Origin of the sequence: Streptomyces specialis, assembly GCF_001493375.1 — a bacterium.
Classification (GTDB): Bacteria; Actinomycetota; Actinomycetes; order Streptomycetales; family Streptomycetaceae; genus Streptomyces; species Streptomyces specialis.
On the sequence record NZ_LN929893.1, the window covers coordinates 327,818 to 348,571 of the forward strand.

Consider the following 20,754-nt stretch of genomic DNA (forward strand, 5'->3'; position numbering starts at 1 on the left):
TCCTCCGGATCATCTCACTCGGATAATGCTGTTATCCAACTGCTGGGTGAGATAGTGGCACTCTTCGAGGAGGGTGGGAAGAGCGTGCGGCTGGCGGAGTTGAGCCAACGGAGCGGGGTCTCGGCGGCCTCGATCAAGTACTACCTGCGCGCGGGGCTGCTCCCGCCGGGCCGCCGGGTGGGCACCACCACCGCCGACTACGACGAGAGTCACATCCGCCGGCTGCGGCTGATCCGGGCGCTGATCCAGGTGGGCCGCGTTCCCGTCGCGACCGTCCAGGAGGTCCTGCGGCATGTGGACGACGACTCGCTGGGCCGGACCATGCGGCTGGGCGCCGCCCTGTGGGCTCTGCCCCAGGTGCCCGAGCCGGACCCGGAGGACGAGGCCGTCATCACCGCGCGCCGGGAGATCGACCGGCTGCTGGAGACCGCGGGCTGGACGACGGCGCGCGAGCTGAGCACGCTCTCCCCCAGCCACCGGGCCCTGGTCGTCGCGGTCGCCACGCTCCTGCGGCTGGGCTACCGCTGGGACGCCGAGCGCCTGGCGCCGTACGCCGAACTCATGCGGCAGACCGCCCTGCTCGACCTCGACTACCTGGAGACCCACCCGTCCGAGTCGGAGAAGGCCGAGACCGTGGTCGCCGCCGCCCTGCTCTTCGAACCGGTCCTCTCGGCGCTCCACCGCCTCGCACAGGAGGAGGAGTCCGCCCGGCGCTACGGCCTGTGACCGCCGCCACGGCGGTCAGGTCGTCAGGTGGCCGGTGGTCAGGTCCAGCGGACCGGGAGGTGGTGCGGGCCGCGGATCAGCAGGCCGCTCCGCCAGCTCAGGAGGGCCGGGTGGGTGTCGAGCGCGAGGCCGGGGCAGCGTTCCAGGAGCGCGCCCAGCGCGATCCGCGCCTCCAGCCGGGCGAGCGGGGCTCCGAGGCAGAAGTGCGGGCCGTGGCCGAACGCCAGATGGCCGTGGGCCTCGCGGGTGATGTCGAAACGGCCGGGCTCGGGGAACCGTTCGGGGGCGCGTCCGGTGTCGCTGATCACGGGGAGCACGATCTCGCCGCCGCCGGGGATGAGGGTGCCCGCGATCTCGATCGGGTCGAGGGTGAACCGGAAGCTGGAGGTCTCCACCGGCCCGTCGTACCGCAGCATCTCCTCGACCGCGTTCTCCATGAGGGAGGGGTCGGCGCGCAGCAGGGCGAGCTGGTCGGGGTGGGTGAGGAGGGCGAGGACGCCGTTGGCGATGAGGTTCGCGGTGGTCTCGAAGCCGGCGACCAGCAACAACTGGCACATGCCGAGGAGTTCGTCCTGGCTGAGCCGGTCGCCGTCCTCGTCGCCGACCGCGACCAGATCGCTGAGCAGGTCGTCGCCCGGCCGGTCGCGCTTGGCCCGCACCAGGCCGTCGAGGTAGTCGGCCATGGCGGTCACGGCCTGCCGGGTCTCGGCGGGCGGCGCGCTGGAGACGAGGGGTTCCGACCAGCGGCGGAACGCGTCGCGTTCCGGGGCCGGCACGCCCAGCAGGTCGCAGATGACGGTGATCGGGAGCGGGAACGCCAGCGCCTCGACCAGATCGGCGCGGCGGTCGGGCGCGGCGAGCATCGCGTCCAGCAGGGCGTCCGTCGTCTCCCGCACGCGCGGTTCGAGGCTCGCCACCCGGCGGGGGGGGAAGGCGCGGTTGACGAACCTGCGCAGACGGGTGTGGCGCGGCCCGTCGGAGCGGAACATCGACACGCCGATGGTCACCGGCTGCACGGGCTGCTCGGGCGAGGCGTTCCGCCAGTCCTTGGACAGGCGGGGGTCGGCGAGGACCGCGCGCACCTCGTCGTAGCCGAGGACCAGCCAGACGACCACGCCGCTGGGGGTGCGGACGCGGTGCACGGGGCCGCGCTCGCGCAACCGCGCGTACACCTCGTGGGAGTCGCGGGCGAGGTCGGGCCCCACCGAGGCGAGATCGATGATCGGGTCCGTGGCGCGGGATGTGGGGGCCACCTGTCCTCCTGTCACGGACCTCGAGATCGCGGGTGGGACGCGGCGGGCCGCCGCGTCGGATCTGCCGTGAGGCTATCTCCCCCGGCGCGGCGTACGCAGGTGCGAATCCGGCCACATCGGGGGCGCGGGGCGCGCGGGGGCGGTCAGACGCCGATCGGCGGGGCCACCAGTCCGTCGACGGCCTCGGGGGTCAGGGCGTGCTCCACGACGGTCAGGGCGGCGCCTTTGATCCCGGCGTCGGCGCCGAGCCGGGCGGAGGTGAGGACCAGACCGCGGACGGACGCGGGCAGCGCGGCGCCGTGGACCGACTCCCGCATGCCGTCGAGGAACTCGTCGCCCGCGTCCACGAGACGGCCGCGCACGGTGACAACGTCCGGGTTCAGGAGATTGACGGCGGCGGCCAGGACGTCGCCGGTCCTGCGGCCCGCGCGGCGCAGGGCCGCGCCGGCCGGGAGGGCCGCCGCCTCGGCCGCGGTGGCGTCGAGGCAGCCGCGGCCCCCGCAGCGGCACGGGGCGTCGCTGTCGCGCACCTTGGTGTGCCCGATCTCGCCGGACAGGCCGGTCGCGCCGCGCACCACCCTGCCGTCGACGACGAGGCCGCAGGAGATCGTCGCCCCCGCCTTCAGGCAGAGCAGGACGGCCGCCCGCGGCCAGGCGGCCCGGTGCTCGGCCAGCGCCATGAAGTGAACGTCCCGGTCGACGAAGACCGGTCCCCGGTACGACCGCGCCAGGTGCCCGGCGAGCGGGAAACGGGCCCAGGCGCCGGGCGGCGCGGCGGACTCCAGGCCGGCGGGCAGCCCGACGCCCACGCCGAAGACGCGGTCCCGTGACTCGCCGGCCCCGGCCAGGGCGGTGGCGAACTCCCGGTCCAGCAGGCGGGACAGGGCCCGCGGCCCCTCGCCGACGCCGAAGGCGGCCCGGCTGCTCCACAGCGCCTCGCCCGCCAGGTCGGTCACCGCGACCAGGACCTCGCCGTCCGTGCCGACCTGGGCGGCGAGGGTGACGCCGGCCCGCTCGTTGAACGCGAGGATCCCGGCGGGGCGGCCCCGGCCCCGGCCGGGGCCGGTCTCGCCCGCGGGCACCACCAGGCCGTGGTGGAGCAGGAGTTCGAGCCGTTCGGTGACCGTGGAGCGGGCCACGCCCATGGTGGCGGCGAGGTCGGCCGTCGTGACGGCCACGCCGCGGCGCAGGAGGTCGAGCACCTCGCCGGTGCGCGCCGGTGGCTTGCGCCCGGCGCGGGCCGGGGCGGGCCGGTGGCGCGCGTGGCCCGGCGCGGATTCCGTTCTCACACCGACGATGGTACGTCGGCTTACGCCCTCTATCTGCGTATTGCTGTGGGTAGTTGACCTAGTTATGTTGATTCCCGGCTTAATTCAGGAGTCGAAGGATCGACGAGTCGCCGGGAGTTGGGAATCGTGGAGTTAGGACCTGTCATGCCGGAACCGGGCGCGTCGCCGGTCGCGTTGCTGGCCGCGCTGGAGGCCGAGGCGGACGACGCCGCGCTGATCCGGGCCCGGCTGCGGGCGAACGGTCATGAGGTGACGCTCGTGGACATCGGTGTCACGGGCGAGCCGCACATCGAGGCGGACATCGGCCGCTCGGAGACGGCCGCCGCGGGCGGGCCCGCCGGGGTGGTCCGGGCGCTGGTGACGTCGGGCCGGGCGCGGGGTGTGCTGGCCGTCGGGGGCGCCGCCGCGGCGGCGGTCGGCCGGGTGATGACCCGGCCGCTGCCGCCCGGGGTCCCGGTGGTCGTCGTCTCCGCTCCGGCGCGGAAGGCCGTGCGCGGCCGGGGCGTCCGGGCCTGCACCAGGGCCGCGGACGCTCTCTCGGGCATGGTCGCCGGGTTCCGGGGCGGCGCGGACGGCGGCGCCGGACGGCACCGGCCGCTGGTGGTGGCGACGGTCGCGGACGAGACGGCCGTCTGCGTGGCGGCGGCGCGGGAGCATCTGGCGGGGGCCGGTTGCGAGGTGCTGCTGTTCCGCGCGGCGGTGGCCGGCGGGCGGGCGATGGAGCGGCTGGTCGCGGAGGGGTACGCCGACGCCGTGCTCGATCTGACCACGCGGGGGCTGGTGGACGAGGTGGTCGGCGGGGCGGGCGGCAGCGGAACGGGTCCGCGCCGGCTGGAGGCCGCCGCCGCCCGGGGCGTGCCGCAGGTGGTGTCGCCCGGCGGGACGGACGCCGTCGCGTTCGGGCCGGACGGTGTCCCCGAGCGGTTCGCCGGGCGGCTGTCGCACCGGCGCGGCGAGGGGGCGCGGACCACCCTGGTCCGGGTGACGGCCGAGGAGGCGATGCGCGTGGGCGCCGTGCTGGCGGCCCGGCTCAACGGCTCGCACGCCCCGGCCACCCTGCTGCTGCCGCTGCGCGGCGTCTCCGCGCTGGACGCGCCGGGGCGTCCGTTCCACGAACCGGTGGCCGGCAGGTCGTTCGCCGCGGCCGTGCGCCGGCACGTCGACCGGCGGCGGGTGCGGGTGGCGGAGCTGGATCTGCACCTGAACGACGAGGAGTTCGCGCGGGCGGCGGCGGATCATCTGCTCGGGCTGCTGACGGACGCGGGCCGCCTGCCCCGGACGGAACGGGCGGGGGCGGGGGCCGCCGACCGCTGACCCGGCGGGGCAGGGGCCGCGTGTTGCCGTGGATGACCACGATGTTGCGGCGGATGGCCACGGCTTACGGTCCTGTGGCCATCCGGCGTCCGGCCTCCCGCGCCGCCCCGGCGAGTGCCTAGCGTGATCGGTGCCGACACCGGCCGCCGACGAGAGACCAGCCGCGAGGAAGGGGACCGCCGTGTCCGTCACCGACGAGTACCTGGCGAACAACGAAGCCTACGCGGCCTCCTTCACCGGACCGCTGCCGCTGCCGCCCGCCCGGCAGGTCGCCGTCGTCGCGTGCATGGACGCCCGGCTGAACGTGTACGGCGCCCTCGGACTGCGGGAGGGCGAGGCCCACGTGATCCGCAACGCCGGCGGTGTGATCACCGACGACGAGATCCGGTCGCTGGCGATCAGCCAGCGGCTGCTGGGCACGCGGGAGATCATCCTCGTCCACCACACCGACTGCGGCATGACCACCTTCTCGGACGACGCGTTCAAGCGGTCCATCGAGGAGGAGACCGGGATCCGGCCCGGGTGGGCCGCGGAGTCCTTCCCGGACGTCGAGGAGGACGTGCGGCAGTCGGTGCGGCGGATCAAGGCCAGCCCGTTCGTCCCGCACACCGGCTCGGTGCGCGGCTTCGTCCTCGACGTGGCCACCGGCCGGCTGAAGGAGATCGTGTGAGCGGCGCCGCGACGCTCGCGCGGCGACGCGCCGCGAGCTGTACCCGGGGCGTCCCGGGGCGCTGAGACCGCCGCCCCGCCGACCGCCCGTCCCCCCTCACCGCGCCGTCCGCGCGTTTCCTCACGCCGCCCGCTCACCGAGCCGAGCCGTGCCGTGCCGTTCTTTCCGTTCCAAGGGGTAACACAGTCATGAGTCAGTCCGCCGAATCCCCCACGCCCGCCTGGTCGTTCGAGACCAAGCAGATCCACGCCGGGGCCGTGCCCGACCCGGCCACCGGGGCGCGGGCGGTGCCGGTCTACCAGACGACGTCGTTCGTCTTCCGCGACACCGAGCACGCCGCGAACCTGTTCTCGCTCGCCGAGCCGGGCAACATCTACACCCGCATCCACAACCCCACGACCGATGTCTTCGAGCAGCGGATCGCCGCGCTGGAGGGCGGCGTCGGGGCGGTGGCCCTCGCCTCGGGGCAGGCCGCGGAGACGCTGGCGATCCTCAACCTGGCGGGCGCCGGGGACCACGTCGTGTCCAGCACGTCGCTGTACGGCGGGACGCACAACCTCTTCCGGCACACGCTTCCCCGGTTCGGCATCGAGGTGTCCTTCGTGGACGACCCGGACGACATCGACGCCTGGCGGGCCGCGGTCCGGCCCAACACGAAGGCGTTCTTCGGCGAGTCGCTGGGGAACCCGCGCGGCAACGTGCTCGACGTCCGGGCCGTCGCGGACGCCGCGCACGAGGCGGGCGTGCCGCTGATCGTCGACAACACGGTGCCGACGCCCTACCTGCTGCGGCCGATCGAGCACGGGGCCGACGTGGTCGTGCACTCGGCGACGAAGTTCCTCGGGGGGCACGGCACCACCATCGGCGGTGTCGTCGTGGACGGCGGCACGTTCGACTTCGGCGCGCGGGCCGACCGTTTCCCCGGCTTCACCGAGCCGGACCCCAGCTACCACGGCCTGCGGTACTGGGAGGCCCTGGGTCCCGGCGCCTACGGGATCAAGCTGCGCGTCCAGCTCCTGCGCGACCTCGGCCCGGCGCTGTCGCCGCACTCGGCGTTCCTGCTGCTCCAGGGCGTCGAGACGCTGAGCCTGCGGATCGAGCGGCACTCGTCCAACGCGCTGGCGCTGGCCGAGTGGCTGGAGCAGCGCGACGAGGTGCGCGCCGTGCACTATCCGGAGCTGCCGTCCAACCGCTGGTACGAGGCGGCCGGGCGCTACCTGCCGAACGGCGCGGGCGCGGTGCTGTCGTTCGAGCTGCGGGACGGGACCGAGGCGGGCAAGCGGTTCGTGGACGCGGTGGAGTTGTTCAGCCACCTCGCCAACATCGGGGACGTGCGCAGCCTGATCATCCACCCGGCCTCCACCACGCACAGCCAGCTCGACCCGGAGCAGCTCGCCGCCACCGGCACCGCCCCGGGCCTGGTGCGGCTGTCGGTCGGTCTGGAGAACGTCGCGGATCTCAAGGCGGACCTGGAGGCCGGGTTCCGCGCGGCGAAGGGCGCGTCCTGACCGCGTCCGCGCCCCCGTCCCCCCTCCTGCCGGCGTCAGGCGCCTGGCGGGAGGGGGTCACGCCGCCGGGCCGCCGCCGCTGGGTGGCGGCCCGGAAGCCGCTTCCGCTGGAGTCCGGCGGTGAACTGCCGGGCGTCAAGCTGGCGTTCGAGACCTGGGGGCGGCTCGCGCCCGACGGGTCGAACGCGGTGCTGGTGCTGCACGCGCTGACCGGCGACAGCCATGTCGCGGGCCCGGCCGGTCCGGGCCACCCGACACCGGGCTGGTGGGACGGGCTCGTCGGCCCGGGGCGGGCGCTGGACCCGGACCGCTGGTTCGTGGTGGCGCCCAATGTGCTGGGCGGCTGCCAGGGCAGTACCGGCCCGGCGTCGCCGCGGCCGGACGGCGGCCGGCCGTGGGGTGGCGCGTTCCCGCGGCTGACGCAACGCGATCAGGTGGCCGCCGAGGCGGAGTTGGCCGACGCGCTGGGCATCGGCGCGTGGGCGCTGGTGATCGGCGGGTCGATGGGCGGGATGCGCGCCCTGGAGTGGGCGGTGTCCCTGCCGCACCGGGTGCGTTCCCTGCTGCTGCTCGCCTGCCCGGCGGCGGCGAGCGCGGAGCAGATCGCGTGGGCCCGGATCCAGGTGGGGGCGATCCGCGCCGACCCGGGCTGGCGCGGCGGCGACTACCACGACGCGCCGCCTGGCCAGGGTCCGCACACCGGCCTGGGCCTGGCGCGGCGGCTGGCGCAGGTGACGTACCGGGCGGAGGCCGAACTCCAGGCCCGGTTCGGCCGTTCACCGCGCGGCGACGGCCGCTTCGAGGTGGAGTCGTATCTGGACCACCACGCCGAGAAGCTCGTCCGCCGCTTCGACGCGGGCAGTTACGTGACGCTGACGGAGGCGATGAACGCCCACGACGTCGCCCGGGGCCGGGGCGGCACGGCCGCCGCCCTGCGCCGCGTGACGGCCCGCACCCTCGTCGCGGGCATCGACTCCGACCGCCTGTATCCCCTGTCCCAGCAGGCGGAACTGGCCAACGGCATCCCGTCCGCCGACCGCCTGCGGGTGGTCGAGTCCCCGCACGGCCACGACGGCTTCCTGATCGAGACCGACCAGGTCGCCGCGCTGGTACGCGAGTTGACCGGCGACTGAGAAGCGGCCGAGGATGGGGAGCCGATGGTCAGAGAAAGGTTTCACCGTCAACCGGTGGGCCGAGCCGCCTCGCCGGACCCCGACCCGTAGGTGATGCATCGCGCCGAGGCCGCGGGGGCGAGGATCGCGGTGGTCCCGAAGAGAGCGACCGTCACGATCAAGAGGATGGCGGCCCTACGCATCGTCATCACCTGCTGAATCCATTGACTGGCGAACGGGGCATGCCGACGCCGACCAGTCCGTCGGATGCGCGACCTTGCCCTCGACTGGAGTCTAGTCGATCAACTCTTAGCTAAAATCGCAAATCAACAGTCACGCAGCTATCAGAAGTTGATAAGCAGATGCGAGAGGCCAGCAACTACCGGGAGTGAGCGGGAGCGTTCACCGGTTCACGGACGGGCCTCGTCCGGCCGGTCCGGGTCCAGTCGCCGGGCGAGCGACGACGCCCGCGAGCGGAGCGCCGTCGCCTCGTCGAGGAGTCCCTGACGCTGACGCACGTCGGCGAGGACCCTCATCGCCTCCGCCTCCTCGGCGGGCGCGTGCAGATCGCGGGCGAGGGTGAGGGCCTCCGTCACGTGCGCGGTCGCGTGGCGGAGCCGGCCCGTCTCCAGCTCCGACCGTCCGAGGTCCCGCAGCGCCTGGACCTTCTCGGTGGCCGCGTTGATCCGGCGCGCCAGGGCCAGGGCGGCCACCTGGTGGGCGACGGCCTCCTCGCCGCGCCCCACGGCCCGCAGCACATTGCCGAGGCTGTTGAGCGCCGCGCTCTCGTTCCGCTTGTCCCCCGTGGCGCGGAAGGCGAGCAGTGAGGAGTGGATCAGCGTACGGGCCTCGTCGAGGTGGCCCAGGAGGACGAGGACGTCGGCCAGGTTCATCTGCACTTCGGCGAGTTGGGCCCGGGTGCCCGTCGCGCGCACGACGTCGACGGCCTCACCGTAGGCGCGGCGCGCCGCTTCGACGTTGCCGGTCTTCAGTTGCAGCTCACCGAGGTTGTTCAGCGTCGTGTAGACGCCGCGGCGGTCGTCCAGGTCGCGGAACCGGCGCAGCGCGGCGGAGAAGCGCTGGTGGGCCTCGGCGAATTCGCCGAGGTGCAGCAGGACGACCCCGAGGTGGTTGAGTGCTCGCGCCTGCTGCCGGGCGTCCGCGTGCGTCTCGCCCAGGGCCAGGGCCCGGCGCTGGTGCGGCAGCGCGTCGAGGTAGCGGCCCATGTGCCAGTAGGCGATGCCCAGGTGGTGGTACGCGCCCATCTCGGCGTCGATGTCCCCGAGCGCGCGGGCCAGTTCGAGGACTCTGCCGGCGGCGACCGCGGCCTCCTCGTACTCCCCGGCGTGGACGTGGACGGCGCACAGGTCGAGCCATGCCCGTGCCTCCGCCGCCTCGTCGGCCGCCTCGCGCCAGTGGGCGACCGCGCCCACGAGATGGGCGCGTGCCGTGGCGAGATAGCCCTCGGCGTCCATGAAACCGGCGAGGACGTGAGCCAGGAGGGCCCATCGGCGGGCCGGGCCGCGCGTCCGGGTGTACTCCAGCAGGGCGAGGAGGTTGGCGCCCTCGGTGGTGAACCACTGCCGCGCGGTGCTCCCGTCCGGGAACGGCGACGCCGCGGGCAAGCCGGCGTCGATGCGGAGGCGGTGCGGGTAGACGCGCCGGTCCGCCTGGTCCGCGAGCCCCAGTTGGCTGTCCGTGAAACGGTCCAGCGCGGCCCGTGCCTCGTCCTCCGACACGAGGGTGCGCGCGTACTCGCGCAGGAGGTCGTGCATGGCCAGCCGGTGGGGCGACGGTTCCAGCACCAGGTGGACCTGGATCAGCTCCTCCACCGCGCGCTCCGTGGCGTGCGGAGCGAGGCCGGCCAGCGCCGCCGCGGCGTGTGTGCCGATGTCGGATCCGATGTACAGCCCCAGCGCGCGGAAGACCCATCGCTGCCGTGCGGTGAGGGCGCGATAGGACATCTGGAAGGCGTCGGTCACGCCGCGCGAGTCGTGGTAGATCTCGTTCAGCCGCCCGCTCGGGGAGACCGCGAGCCGGTGCGCGAGGTCGGCGACGCTCCAGACGGGCCGGGACAGGAACCGCCTCGCCGTCAGGTCGATGGCCAGCGGGAGGTAGCCGCACAGGCGGACGATGTCCGCGATCCGGGCGCGCTCCGTGGCCCGTTCGGGACCGACCCGGTCCCGGAAGAGCGCGATCGCCTCCTCCTCGGGCAGCGCGTCCAGGGAGACGGGCCGAACGCCGGTCAGACCGGTGAGGCGCCGGCGGCTCGTGATCAGGATCAGCGACGGCGAGACGGCGGGGATGAGGGGCCTCACCTGATCGGGGCCGGCCGCGTCGTCGAGGATGACCACGGCCCGCCGATCGCTCATCTCGGCGCGCCACACGGTGATCAACTGGTCGAGATCCCGCGGTATCTCCAGCGGCGGGACACCGAGCAGACGCAGCAGTTCGCCGAGGGCCGCGGCCGGGGTGGCCGGCTGCTGGACCGGGTCGTGCCCCAGCAGCCTGACGAGGATCCGCCCGTCCGGGAACCGGTCGCGCAACCGGTTCGCGACGTGAACGGCCAGCGACGTCTTGCCGATTCCGCCCATGCCGTCGATCGCCTCCAGGGCGACCACCGCGGGCCGGGGGGCGTCGGCCTCGCCGAGAAGGGCGGTGAGCTGCCGGACCTCCTTCTCCCGCCCCACCCACGGCACGTCCCGCGGCAGATTGTCCGGCACCGGGGCGCGTCGCCCGACCGTCCGGGGCTCCAGGCCGATGTGCCGCAGGAGCCGGGGCACGGGAGCGCGTTCCAGGAGGCCCTCGTGGATCTTGCGCAGTTCCGTTCCGAGGCCGTCGCCGATCTCCGCGATCAGCGCCTGTCGCGTGCGGAGCAGCAGGCGGGTGGCGTCGGTGATCCGTCCCGCGCCGTACAGGGCGAGGACGAGATGCGCGACGAGCGATTCGTTGGTGGGGTGCTGCTCGGCCAGGGGCCGCAGCCGGGACACCGCGTCCTGGTACTGGGCGAGCCGCAGGGCGATGCCCGCGCGGACCGTCGCGGCCAGGAGTTCCCCCTCGGTGATCTCGGCGCGCACCTGCTCGACCCAGGCGCCGGAGAGTCCGGCCAGCGGTTCGCCGCGTCTGAGCCCGGCGACCGTGTCGAGGAGGGTCAGGGATTCGCCGTGACTGCCGCTGTCGGCCAGGGCCCGCGCCTGGTGGGTGAGGGTCAGGCAGCGGCGCGCGTCGACGATGTCGGGATCCGCGTCCAGGCGGTAGGCACGCCGGGATCCGGCCACCCGGGGCGCCGCTCCGGCACCGGCGACCTCGCCCATGAGCGCGCGGAGGCGCGAGATGTTCGCGTGCAGCGTGGCCTGCGCGCTGGGCGGTGGCGCGTCGTCCCAGACGCGGCGGATGAGCGTATCGGTGGTGACGGTCCGGCCGGTGTCCCAGGCGAGTGCCGCGAGGGTCAATTGCAGTTTCGGCGTGCCCGCGGGACAGGTGCGACCGGCGGCCCGTAACTCGACGGGTCCCAGAAGCAGGATTCGGAATTCCATCCAGCGCCCTCTCCTCGCCGGTATGCGTTTCCGTCCGGCAAGCATGACACGCGGGCGAGCGGGTCAGCCAGACCGCGCACTTCCGCGTTCGAACACGCCTCGCCGCGGACCTTCTTCTTGGCCACAAACGGGCGTCGGCAGGGTTTCGCCGCGCTTCGTCCAGGAGGTTGGATGGGTATTCCACGCAACACCGGGAGTAACGCGGCTTGTCGTGTCATGCCCTCACGGCGCCCGTTTTCCCGGTATGAGGGGAAGGGGGAGCATGCGGGAACAGGAGCACATCGACGCGGTGACGGCGGCCCTGCTGTCGGTCGGCGCCGATCGGGAGTCCGCCGCCCACCTCGAGTTCGGTGACGTTCTCCGGGTGTACCCGGAGCTGGCCGCCGGGTGGGCGGCCGTACGGTCCGGTGGTGACCCGGCGCGGGCCCGGGAGCTGGCCGGTGCCCTGGTGGGGCGGGCCGGGAGCAGTGGCTCGCTGCGGGACGCGCTGGACGGTTGGTTGCGGGAGCGGGCGGCCCACGTCAACTCCGTCAGCGGCTCGGTGCGGATCCTCGGGTCGAGCGTGCAGGCCCGGGACGTCCACGGCGGCATCCATGTCCAGCAGGTGCAGGCTCCGCCGCCCGCGCCGCCCGTGCCCCGCCAGATCCCGCCGGTGTCGCCGCACTTCGTGGGCAGGGACACCGATCTGGCGGAACTCCGGGAGTGCAGAAGCACCCATCCGGGATCGGCGCCTCAGCTCATCGTGGTGAGCGGCCCGGCCGGGATCGGGAAGTCGGCCCTGGTGTGTCGCTGGATGGGGGGAATCGCCGACGAGTTCCCGGGCGGCCAGCTCTACGCCGACCTCGGCGGTTACTCGCCTTCGGGCCCCATGGAGCCGGGGGACGTCCTGGACGGCTTCCTCCGCGCGCTGGGTGCGTCGGAAGTTCCGGCGCAGACCGCTGAGAAGGCCGCGCTGTGGCGGACGTTCACCGCCGATCTCCGGGTGGCGGTGGTGCTGGACAACGCGTTCACGGCGGCTCAGGTGCGCCCCCTGGTGCCCAGTGGCCCGGGAAGCCTGGTCGTGGTCACCAGCCGTAAACAGTTGACCGGGCTGGTGGTCGACGGCGCGTATCTGCACCAGGTGAGCGCACTGGAGCCGCAGGCGGCGATGGAGTTGCTGCACCGGGGCGGTGGCGGGCAGCGCGTCGTGAGGGAGCCGGACGCGGCGCGCACCATCCTCGCGCTGTGCGCGTACGTGCCGCTCGCCGTCTGTCTGGCCGCCGCGCGGCTGGCCGCCCGGCCACGGCAGTCGGTTTCGGTGATGGCCGACTCCCTCGCCCGGGGCCGTGGTCCGCTGGAGGAGCTGCGGGTGGAGGGGGAGGCGGCGATCGGCGCCGCTCTGGACGAGTCGTACCGGTCGTTACCGGGTGACGTGGCCGCCGTCTACCGCTGTCTGGGGACGCTGCCCGTCAAACGGTTCGACCAGGACATGGTCGCGGCCGTGTCCCAGGTGTCGCTGCTCGACGCCGACCGGTTGCTGGACGCCTTGGTGGAGACGAACCTCCTGGAGGAGCTGCAACCCGGGGTCTTCCGGTTCCACGATCTGGTCGCGGCCCACGCCCGTCAGCGCGGCGAGGACGAGGGAACGGCGACCGCGCGGACGCGGATGCGGCGGTTCGTCGACTGGTGCCTGTACACCGCGACAGCGGCCGAGGCGATCCTCTCCCCCAGCCACCGGACCCTGCCGCGCTGGTACGACTTCGAGCCGACCGAACCCGTGCCGTTCGGGGACGACGCCGGACAGGCCCTGGCGTGGCTGGCCGCCCATCGCGAAACACTCACGGCCGCCGTCAGGCACTGCGCGGAGGCGGGGTGGGACGCGGCCTGCTGGCAGTTGGTCGACGCGAGCTGGCCCCTGTTCCTCCGGTTGCGGCCCGCCGAGTGGTGGATCGAGGCCCATCAGCTCGGGCTCGTCGCCGCTCGGCGCGTCGGGGACCGCAGGGCGGTCAGCCGGCTGCTGACCTCCGGGGGGAACGGGCTGCGCAACGCCGGGCGGCACGAGGAAGCCGCGGAGTGGTACGAGCAGGCGCTGCGGCTCGCCGTGGAGGACGGCGATCTCCGGGAACAGGCCCAAGCCCTCAACGGGCTGGGGGTCGCCGGCATGCGCGCCGGGCGGCTGGAGCAGGCCGAGGGCTTCCTGCACCGGGCTCTGGAGCTGCGCGAGGCCATCGGCTACCGGCGCGGCGTGGCGCTCACCCGCCTGGTGCTGGGTGAAGTCGCCCTGGAGCGCGGGCACCACGGCGAGGCGGTGCGCCAACTGGCTCTGGCCCGCGAGGGCCTGCTCGCCGTGTCCGATCCGTACGACGCCGCGCGGGCCCTGGCGCTGCTCGGGCACGCCACCTCCCTGGGAGGTGACACCCGGCGGGGTGAGGAGCGACTGGTCCACGCGCTCGGCGAGCTGGAACGGACCGGCTCCCCGCACTGGCAGGCCCGCACGGCGGAGATGCTGGGGCAGGCGGCGGAGCGGCGGGGCGACGAACCGGCCGCCCGGGAGTGGTACGAGCGGGCCGCGGCCGTCTTCCGCGGTCTCAGCCCGAGGGACGCGAGGCGCGTGGACAGCCGCCTGCGGGTTCTGTGAGCGCTGCTCCGGCCGAGGGCCGGCCGCGGGCGGGGTCACCGCTCCGCGGCCGGCCCCCGCCCTCACTCGCGCAGTTCGAACGGGCGGACGTCCGCGTGGAGCAGCACGTCGAGCGGCCGGCCGGCGACGACCCACGCGTGCAGGAACGACACGAACGCCTCCCAGCGGGGTCCTGACTCCGGGACCGAGGGCAGGGTGGCGAAGCGGTCGTCGCCGCCACGGACCGCGATGGCGCAGGCACCGCCTCCGGTCACCGGGACGGCCGCCACCAGGCACCCGGAGAACCGTGCGCGCAGGGCGGCGGCGCGCTGCTCCGCCTCTCGGGCGGAACCGGCCGGTGCCGCGGTCAGGACGTCCGCGATGTCCGCCCACCGGGTCCCGAGGGGAGCGCGTACGTGCGTGTCCCGCGCCGGCACGTCGGACCGGCCGGTCTCCGGGTCGTCCGGCGGCGGCCACCGCAGGTCGCAGGAGCGGACGAACCCCAGGTGGACAGCGGTCCGGCAGGCCGCGAAGACGACGGCCGACGCGGCGCTCCCGGTCGGCCACCGGCCCCGGTCGATCCGGGCCAGCCGGACGTCGACCACGTGGGCGGTCATGGGCACACCCCCGGCCCCCACGCCGTCAGCCGCGGCGGGAGCGGCGCGGGGTCGGTGTCCGGGGCGAACGCCGGCTCGCCGAGCCCCAGCAGCCGGTACATCAGGGACCGCATCAGCTCGTTGAACCGTCCCGGCTCCGACGTCAGCAGCGAGCCGACGCGCCGGTAGTCCTCGTAGCGGTACCGCTCGGCCGCGTAGCGGAGCTGGTCCGGCAGCGGATGGGCCGGGGACAGGGCGGGGGCGAGGGCCGCCAGGGCGGCGGCCGGGGAGTCGGAGGCGATGTCACGACCCGGATGGCGGGCCATCAATATCGGCACGCCGGTCAGACTGCCATACGCCGTGCCCGATCCGTGGTCCCCGATGATGCCGTCGCTCCCCAGCAGCCACGATTCCCAGTCGGCGTCGGGCGGGATCAGCGTCACGCCGCGGCGGCGGCACTCGGCCAGCCAGCCCCGGACCTGCCAGCCCCCGTGTCCGGCCCACACGTTGGGGTGGACGAGCACGGCGGTGCGGTAGCGGTCGGCGGGCAGTTCGCCGAGCAGCCTCGGCAGCAGGGCGTCGAGGCGCCCGAAGGCCGACGACGGCCCCCACGTGGATGTGACGGTCACCAGCCGCTGGCCCTCGTCCAGCCCGAACGCCCGCCGGTACGCGTCGCGCCGCGGCAGGCCGGCCACGATCCGGTCGTGGCACGGGTCGCCGACCACCGCGGCCACGGGGAGCGCCTCGGGGCACGAGTCCGCGAGGACGTCCAGGTACCGCTCGTGCGAGAGCGCGACGGCCGCCGGGACCACGCGCCCGGCGCGGACGAGGTTGCGGCGGCTGAGCAGCCCGGGGGTCCGGGGCTCGCCGTCGCGGACCCGGCGGAGCAGCTTGATGTGCCCGGCGCCGTGCGACATCCGGATCAGTGGTGCCCGGATCTGGTCGATCCCCTGCGAACCGGCCGCCAGGGCCAGGTCGAACTCCGTGCGCACGGCGTCCTTCCACGGGACGACCGTGATCCCTTCGTCGCGCAGGTGCTCCGGTACGCCGGCGCCGAAGGCGTGCGGCGCGACGGTGAAGACGACGTTGACCCGCAGGTCGGACCGGAGAAGCGCGATGATGTGCTTGAGACGGTGTGCGTAGGGCAAGGTGTGCATGACCGCCAGGACCGTTTTGCAGTCCGTGACGGTGCTCCACTCCCCCCGTTGAACCAGCGCGGGCGTTGTGCGCCGTGCCCCTGTCGACATGACATCCCCCATCGGGTGCGACGGATACTTCATCCGCCGGGGGTCATGCCCCGGGAGTCCGGCCGATCGCTTGCAACACCCTTGCAGAACGCTTGCGGCGGCGGCCCGCGCGGCGCCCCCCACCGGGGGGGGGGGGGGGGGGGGGGGGGGGGCGGGGGGGGGCGGGGGGGGGGGGGGGGGGGGGGGGGGCGGGGGCCCCCCCCCCGGGGCCCCCGGGGGGGGGGGGGGGGGCCGCGGCCCCCCCCCGGAGGACGCCGCGCCGGGGGGGGGGGGGGACCCGGGCCCTGCTGCGGGCCTCCGCGCGCCGACTCCCCCGGGCCGCCCCGCCCCCCGGCGGGCCCCTCGTCGGCTGCCTGCCCGCTCCCCCGGCCGCCCGCTCCGGCCTGTACGTGGGCGGCCAGGGAGACCAGGCCGCCCACGTACAGGCCGGAGCGGGCGCCGAGGAGTTCCGACAGCCAGCCGACGAGGATCGCGCCGAGGGGTGTGGAGCCCTGGAGGATCAGCGTGTAGAGGGCCAGCACCCGGCCCCGGTACGCCGGGTCGCTGCCGAGCTGGATGCGGTGGTTGGCGGCCTGCGCGAAGTAGATCGAGGTGAAGCCGGTGAGCGCCAGCAGCACCACGGCCGCGCCGTAGGTGGGTGCCCAGCCGGTGAGGGTCTCGGTGACGCCGAACGCCAGGGCGGCGCCGATGACCGTGCGGGCGGTGGGGCGTCCGCGCCGGCCGGTGGCGGCGAAGGCGGCGATCAGGGAGCCGGCGGCCAGGGAAGTGGTCAGCAGGCCGAAGGAGGTGGCGTCGGCGTCGAAGACCGTCTTGGCTATCAGTGGCACGGTGAGCTGGAAGTTGAGGCCGAACAGGCCGATCACGGCGACGAGCGCGATCGGCAGCATCAGGTCGGGGCGGCCCCGCATGTAGCGCAGGCCGTCGGCCACCCCGGCGCGGGCCGTGTCCCGCTTCTCGCGGAGGAGTTCGGACGGGCGCATCATCCGCAGGCCGACGACGGTGCCCAGGTAGCTGGCGGCGTTGAGCAGCATCACCGGGCCGGTGCCCCAGGCAGTGATGAGGAGTCCGGCGACGGCCGGGCCGACGACGCGGGCGATGTTGAAGTACGCCGCGCTGAGGGCCGACGCGTTGGGCAGCAGGTCGGCGCCGACCATCTCGCTGACGAACGCCATGCGGGTGGGCACCTCGACGGCGTTGACCGTGCCGAGGGCCAGCGCGAACAGGTAGACGTGCCACAGCGCGACGGCGTCGGTGACGACCAGCAGGCCCAGGGCGAGGGCGAGGACGCCGGAGATCACGTTGGCGACAGTGAGCAGCAGCCGCTTGTCGTACCGGTCCGCGAGCTTGCCGCCGTACAGCGTCAGCAGGAGCAGCGGCGTGAACTGGAGGGCCGTCACCAGGCCCAGCGCCGTCGCGGAGTCGTCCGTCATGCCGAGCACGAGCCAGTCCTGGGAGACGACCATCATCCAGGTGCCCGCGACCGAGACCACCTGTCCGCCCGCGAAGAGCCGGAAGTTGCGGACGGACAGGGAGCGGAACGTGGTGGCGAGAATCTTCTTCATGGTCCTTCGGTCATACCCGGGCCGGCGCGCGGGCAGCCGACGCGCGCCCGGCGAGGCACTCCTCGAAGAAGGCCAGCGCCTTGAGGTGGTACGCGCGGGCGGACCAGCCGAGGCTGATGTTGTGGCCGGTGCCGGGCTGGCGGTCGACGAGCACGCGGGGGGCGGCGAGCCGGGCGGTGAGGTCGGCGACGGTCGCCTCGGCGTGGTGCCACCACGTCTCGTGCTCGGCGAAGGTGAGGCGGACGGGGACGCGGACGCGGGCGGCGACGCCGGGGAAGATCTCGGACCAGCGGGCGGCTTCCTGCCGTTCCCTGGGCGGCATGGGCTTCACCAGCGCGGTGGAGAAGCGGAAGGTGTTGGGCGGGTAGAGGCTGAGCTTGCCCCAGTTGAGGGTCCAGTGGCCGTGCCGCCGGCCGGTGGACTGGTCGTCGAGGCGGGCGGCGTAACGGTGGCCGCAGCCGGAGATGTCGATGCCGAGCCAGCGGCCCCGGCTGTCGTCGGCGGCGGCGGTCAGGGCCAGTTTGCCGCCGTAGGAGTGGGCGAGGACGAACAGCCCGGCGCCGGTGTCGTACCGGGCGGCGAAGTCGTCCAGGGCGGCGTGCAGCACGGCGGACTGCTCGGCGAGGGTGGCGCCTTCGGGGAGCTGCGCGGCCGAGTGGCCGTAGCCGGGCCGGTCCACCGCCAGGACGGTGTAGCCCAGGCTCGCGCCGAGGGCCAGCAGGGAGGTGCTGGGGTGGGCCTGGCCGTCGAAGTAGCCGGCGCTCATGCCGCCGCCGTGCAGGGCGACGACGGCCGCGCGCGGGGGGCCTTCCGGCTCGATGAGGAGGCCGGAGAGGGTGACGCCCGCGGGGTCGAGGGTCACACGCCGTACTCCGGGCGAGGCGTCGAGGGTGGGCGTGGGCATCTGCACGTCACTGCTCCTTCTTCGGGGATGGTGCGTACGGCTGTCCGGCCCGCGCCGGGCCCCCGGCGGGGACAAGGTCCGGGGACGCGACGGGGCCGGTGTCATGTGGACGCGCCCCGCGGATCGGTGCTCAGTACTGCCAGAGGTGCTTCTTCCGGTAGCTGGACTCCCAGAAGAGCTTGTTGAGGGCGCGGGCGGGCGGGGGCATGTTCACCAGGAACCTCTGGCGGTCGGCCTCCGAGATGTCGTCGAGGATCCACGGGATGTAGACGGCGGCGCCCTTGATGCCCTGGGCGCGGGCCATGCCCGCGGCGAAGTTCTTCCAGTCGGCGTTGGTGCACGTCTCCTGGATGAGCGGCAGGGCGTTCTCCTCCTCGTGCTTCATGTGGAAGCCGAGCACGGCGCCGAGTTCCTTGATCTTCTCGACGAGGTCGGGCGACTTGGTCGCCAGCGCCTCGTCGACCGCGGTGAGGACGGGGTCGAGCTGGGCGTGCTCGGCCTCCATCTCGCGCAGCAGCTCGTTGGGGCCGGGGGCGTCGCCGACCTTGCTCTGGACCGTCGGCCACAGCCGCTCGTCCTCGACGGTGTGGTGGATGTGGAGCTGGTGCTTGAAGTTCTCCCAGCCGGCGCGGACCTGGGGCGTGTCGGTCTTGCCGGCGAGGGCGGCGGCCTCCAGGCGCTCCAGGTCGCGGCGGAACGCGTCGTGCGTCGCGAACATGACGTCGAAGTTGATGTGGTCCTGCTGCGCGTCGGTCATGATGCGCGCTGTCCCTTCTCTGGGCTGGCGATTCATCGGTTCTGCGGCGGAATGCGCGGGGGCCGCTTCCGCCGGGTCCGGACGGTGGACCCCGCGGTCCCGGCGCCGAATCCGGTCACCGGACGATGCGCCGGGCGTGCTCACGCTCCGTTCCCCGCTGCCAAGAGGGAGGCGGCGGCGTGGATGTGACATCGGCGGGCCGGGGTGAGACGCAGACCACATTTCCCGGCGGCGGCCGTGCCGATGTCACATTCCGGTGCCCGGCGGCCCTCTCATCGGCGGAGCGCACCACACGGGAGGCACACCATGTCCGACACCCCGTCGGGAAGCCCGGCAGGCAACGGCACCGGCCCGGAGGACCCGTCCGTCACGGCCGCGACGACCGTCTTCGTCGGCCACCGTGAACTGCTGTTCTCCATCGTCTACAACATGCTGGGCAGCGTCGCGGACACCGAGGACGTGCTCCAGGAGACGTGGCTGTCGTGGGCCCGGAAGTCCGGTCAGGCCACGGCGCCGGAGATCGACAACCCCCGCGCCTACCTGATCCGGATCGCCGTCAACCACGCCCTCGCGCGCCAGGCGACGATCAGCCGCCGCCGCGAGACGTACGTCGGTCCCTGGCTGCCCGAGCCGCTGGTCACGGACGCGTCGGAGTCCGACGACGCCGCCGACCAGGCGGTGCGCACCGAGTCGGTGTCGATGGCGCTGCTGGTGGTGCTGGAGACGCTGACGCCGCTGGAGCGGGCGGTGTTCGTGCTGCACGAGGTGTTCGGGTACGCGCACACGGAGATCGCCGAGATCCTTGGCCGTACGCCCTCGGCGGTGCGTCAGCTCGCGCACCGGGCGCGGGGGCACGTGCAGGCCCGGCGGCCCCGCTACCAGGCCGATCCGGACCTCCAGCGGCGGATCACCGAACGTTTCGTCGAGGCCGCCATGGGCGGTGACATCGCGGCGCTGATGCAGATGCTGGCGCCCGAGGTCACGTTCTGGACGGACGGCGGCGGCAAGACCCGGTCGGCCGGGCTGCGTCCGGTCAAGGGCCGGGAGAAGGTGGCGCGCCTGATGGCGGGTTACGCGTCCCGGCCGCCGAAGAACTTCGACGTGCGCTACATGCACGTCAACGGCGACCAGTCGGCCGTGGTCTTCTCCGGCGACTCGCCGTACGCGGTCGTCGTGATGGACCTGACCCCGGAGGGGGACCAGGTCCGCGAGGTGTACGCGGTCACCAACCCCGACAAGCTCGCCCACGTCCGGCTCGCCGAGGACCCGGCGGCGGGCGAGGACGACCGGGACCCGGCCGACGCCGGGTAGGGGCGCGCCGGGCCGGCGGTGACACCCGGCCCCGAAGGGGGGACTCCCTCGGGGCCGGGCGGTGGTGGCCGTCAGGCGGCCGTGAGCGGGAGCAGTCCCGTGCGGGCGTCGCGGGCCGCGAGAGGGTTCCGGACGGGTGGGGTGAACCGGTCCCGCACCTGCGTGAGGATCGCCTTGTACTCCTCCTCCTGTTCGGCGGTCCAGGCGGTCCAGGCGGCCTGCGGCGGCGGTGGTGGCTGCTCGTGCCGGGGTGCTCGTCCGGCGCGCCGGACGGTGCCGGGTCCGGTCACGAAGATCGCGACCACCGAGAGCTGGGGCTGATCGAGGTTGGCCGGCTCCGGGCGGTGCGCGGTGCGCTCGGTCGCGGACATGT

At 74.2% G+C, this 20,754-nt stretch carries 16 protein-coding genes; 7 read left to right on the plus strand and 9 right to left on the minus strand.

Annotation, left to right across the window (positions count from 1 at the left end):
- Nucleotides 1–84: 84 nt before the first annotated feature.
- A complete protein-coding gene (locus tag BN2279_RS11280) occupies nt 85–726 on the plus strand; it encodes a MerR family transcriptional regulator (RefSeq protein ID WP_059008563.1) in 642 nt (213 codons plus the stop codon).
- 38 nt (nt 727–764) lie between these two features.
- Here the strand turns inward: BN2279_RS11280 and BN2279_RS11285 are convergent, their stop codons facing one another.
- Both BN2279_RS11285 and BN2279_RS11290 read right to left on the minus strand, forming a co-directional pair.
- Nucleotides 765–1,979, minus strand: coding sequence for a cytochrome P450 family protein (locus BN2279_RS11285; RefSeq protein WP_059008564.1), 1,215 nt, complete (start codon nt 1,977–1,979; stop codon nt 765–767).
- A 143-nt stretch (nt 1,980–2,122) separates the two neighbouring features.
- Entirely contained in the window at nt 2,123–3,268 is a 1,146-nt protein-coding gene (locus BN2279_RS11290; protein WP_199827706.1) for an ROK family transcriptional regulator, read from the minus strand.
- 144 nt (nt 3,269–3,412) lie between these two features.
- Between BN2279_RS11290 and BN2279_RS11295 the strand changes: the two genes are divergently transcribed.
- The 4 genes from BN2279_RS11295 (at nt 3,413) to metX (ending at nt 7,893) form a co-directional block, all read left to right on the plus strand.
- Complete coding sequence (locus BN2279_RS11295) at nt 3,413–4,582, plus strand: Tm-1-like ATP-binding domain-containing protein (RefSeq protein WP_059008565.1); 1,170 nt, start codon at nt 3,413–3,415, stop codon at nt 4,580–4,582.
- Between the two features lie 181 nt (nt 4,583–4,763).
- Nucleotides 4,764–5,252 carry a beta-class carbonic anhydrase gene (locus BN2279_RS11300; protein WP_059008566.1) on the plus strand — a complete coding sequence of 163 codons (489 nt, stop codon included), beginning with the start codon at nt 4,764–4,766 and terminating at the stop codon, nt 5,250–5,252.
- Between the two features lie 188 nt (nt 5,253–5,440).
- Nucleotides 5,441–6,760, plus strand: coding sequence for a bifunctional o-acetylhomoserine/o-acetylserine sulfhydrylase (locus tag BN2279_RS11305; protein WP_059008567.1), 1,320 nt, complete (start codon nt 5,441–5,443; stop codon nt 6,758–6,760).
- Entirely contained in the window at nt 6,757–7,893 is a 1,137-nt protein-coding gene (metX, locus tag BN2279_RS11310; RefSeq protein WP_079032092.1) for a homoserine O-acetyltransferase MetX, read from the plus strand. Before BN2279_RS11305 ends, metX begins: the two co-directional genes overlap by 4 nt.
- A 389-nt stretch (nt 7,894–8,282) precedes the next feature.
- On the opposite strand, the gene BN2279_RS11315 is transcribed toward metX, so the two are convergent.
- Nucleotides 8,283–11,408, minus strand: a complete 3,126-nt coding sequence (locus tag BN2279_RS11315) for an AfsR/SARP family transcriptional regulator (protein WP_159037190.1) — start codon at nt 11,406–11,408, stop codon at nt 8,283–8,285.
- Nucleotides 11,409–11,670: 262 nt separating this feature from the next.
- Between BN2279_RS11315 and BN2279_RS11320 the strand changes: the two genes are divergently transcribed.
- Nucleotides 11,671–14,025 (plus strand): tetratricopeptide repeat protein, encoded by a 2,355-nt coding sequence (locus tag BN2279_RS11320; RefSeq protein WP_199827707.1) that lies wholly within the window; start codon nt 11,671–11,673, stop codon nt 14,023–14,025.
- Nucleotides 14,026–14,087: 62 nt separating this feature from the next.
- Here BN2279_RS11320 and BN2279_RS11325 read toward each other — a convergent pair whose 3' ends face one another.
- From BN2279_RS11325 to BN2279_RS11345, 5 genes are all read right to left on the minus strand, one after another.
- On the minus strand, nt 14,088–14,621 hold the full coding sequence (locus tag BN2279_RS11325) for a hypothetical protein (protein ID WP_159037191.1): 534 nt from the start codon (nt 14,619–14,621) through the stop codon (nt 14,088–14,090).
- Entirely contained in the window at nt 14,618–15,757 is a 1,140-nt protein-coding gene (locus BN2279_RS11330; protein ID WP_059008570.1) for a hypothetical protein, read from the minus strand. Before BN2279_RS11330 ends, BN2279_RS11325 begins: the two co-directional genes overlap by 4 nt.
- Before the next feature lie 119 nt (nt 15,758–15,876).
- Nucleotides 15,877–17,409, minus strand: coding sequence for an MFS transporter (locus BN2279_RS11335; RefSeq protein ID WP_079032067.1), 1,533 nt, complete (start codon nt 17,407–17,409; stop codon nt 15,877–15,879).
- A gap of 10 nt (nt 17,410–17,419) precedes the next feature.
- Complete coding sequence (locus tag BN2279_RS11340; RefSeq protein WP_079032093.1) at nt 17,420–18,313, minus strand: alpha/beta hydrolase; 894 nt, start codon at nt 18,311–18,313, stop codon at nt 17,420–17,422.
- Between the two features lie 130 nt (nt 18,314–18,443).
- Nucleotides 18,444–19,070 carry a hemerythrin domain-containing protein gene (locus BN2279_RS11345; RefSeq protein WP_059008572.1) on the minus strand — a complete coding sequence of 209 codons (627 nt, stop codon included), beginning with the start codon at nt 19,068–19,070 and terminating at the stop codon, nt 18,444–18,446.
- A gap of 306 nt (nt 19,071–19,376) precedes the next feature.
- On the opposite strand from BN2279_RS11345, the gene sigJ reads away from it, so the two are divergent.
- Nucleotides 19,377–20,381 (plus strand): RNA polymerase sigma factor SigJ, encoded by a 1,005-nt coding sequence (gene sigJ / locus BN2279_RS11350; protein WP_059008573.1) that lies wholly within the window; start codon nt 19,377–19,379, stop codon nt 20,379–20,381.
- A 71-nt stretch (nt 20,382–20,452) separates the two neighbouring features.
- Here the strand turns inward: sigJ and BN2279_RS11355 are convergent, their stop codons facing one another.
- The gene (locus BN2279_RS11355) at nt 20,453–20,752 is read right to left on the minus strand and encodes a hypothetical protein (RefSeq protein ID WP_059008574.1); all 300 of its coding nucleotides are present in this window, start codon (nt 20,750–20,752) and stop codon (nt 20,453–20,455) included.
- Nucleotides 20,753–20,754 lie beyond the last annotated feature (2 nt).

What these genes read in the sequence shown, in the direction of transcription:
- BN2279_RS11295 (WP_059008565.1), top strand. Translation starts at nt 3,413, where the DNA reads ATGCCGGAACCGGGCGCGTCGCCGGTCGCGTTGCTGGCCGCGCTGGAG.
- BN2279_RS11305 (WP_059008567.1), top strand. Translation starts at nt 5,441, where the DNA reads ATGAGTCAGTCCGCCGAATCCCCCACGCCCGCCTGGTCGTTCGAGACC.
- BN2279_RS11315 (WP_159037190.1), bottom strand. Translation starts at nt 11,408, where the DNA reads ATGGAATTCCGAATCCTGCTTCTGGGACCCGTCGAGTTACGGGCCGCC.
- BN2279_RS11320 (WP_199827707.1), top strand. Translation starts at nt 11,671, where the DNA reads ATGCGGGAACAGGAGCACATCGACGCGGTGACGGCGGCCCTGCTGTCG.
- BN2279_RS11325 (WP_159037191.1), bottom strand. Translation starts at nt 14,621, where the DNA reads ATGACCGCCCACGTGGTCGACGTCCGGCTGGCCCGGATCGACCGGGGC.
- BN2279_RS11330 (WP_059008570.1), bottom strand. Translation starts at nt 15,757, where the DNA reads ATGCACACCTTGCCCTACGCACACCGTCTCAAGCACATCATCGCGCTT.
- BN2279_RS11335 (WP_079032067.1), bottom strand. Translation starts at nt 17,409, where the DNA reads ATGAAGAAGATTCTCGCCACCACGTTCCGCTCCCTGTCCGTCCGCAAC.
- BN2279_RS11340 (WP_079032093.1), bottom strand. Translation starts at nt 18,313, where the DNA reads ATGCCCACGCCCACCCTCGACGCCTCGCCCGGAGTACGGCGTGTGACC.
- BN2279_RS11345 (WP_059008572.1), bottom strand. Translation starts at nt 19,070, where the DNA reads ATGACCGACGCGCAGCAGGACCACATCAACTTCGACGTCATGTTCGCG.
- sigJ (WP_059008573.1), top strand. Translation starts at nt 19,377, where the DNA reads ATGTCCGACACCCCGTCGGGAAGCCCGGCAGGCAACGGCACCGGCCCG.
- BN2279_RS11355 (WP_059008574.1), bottom strand. Translation starts at nt 20,752, where the DNA reads ATGTCCGCGACCGAGCGCACCGCGCACCGCCCGGAGCCGGCCAACCTC.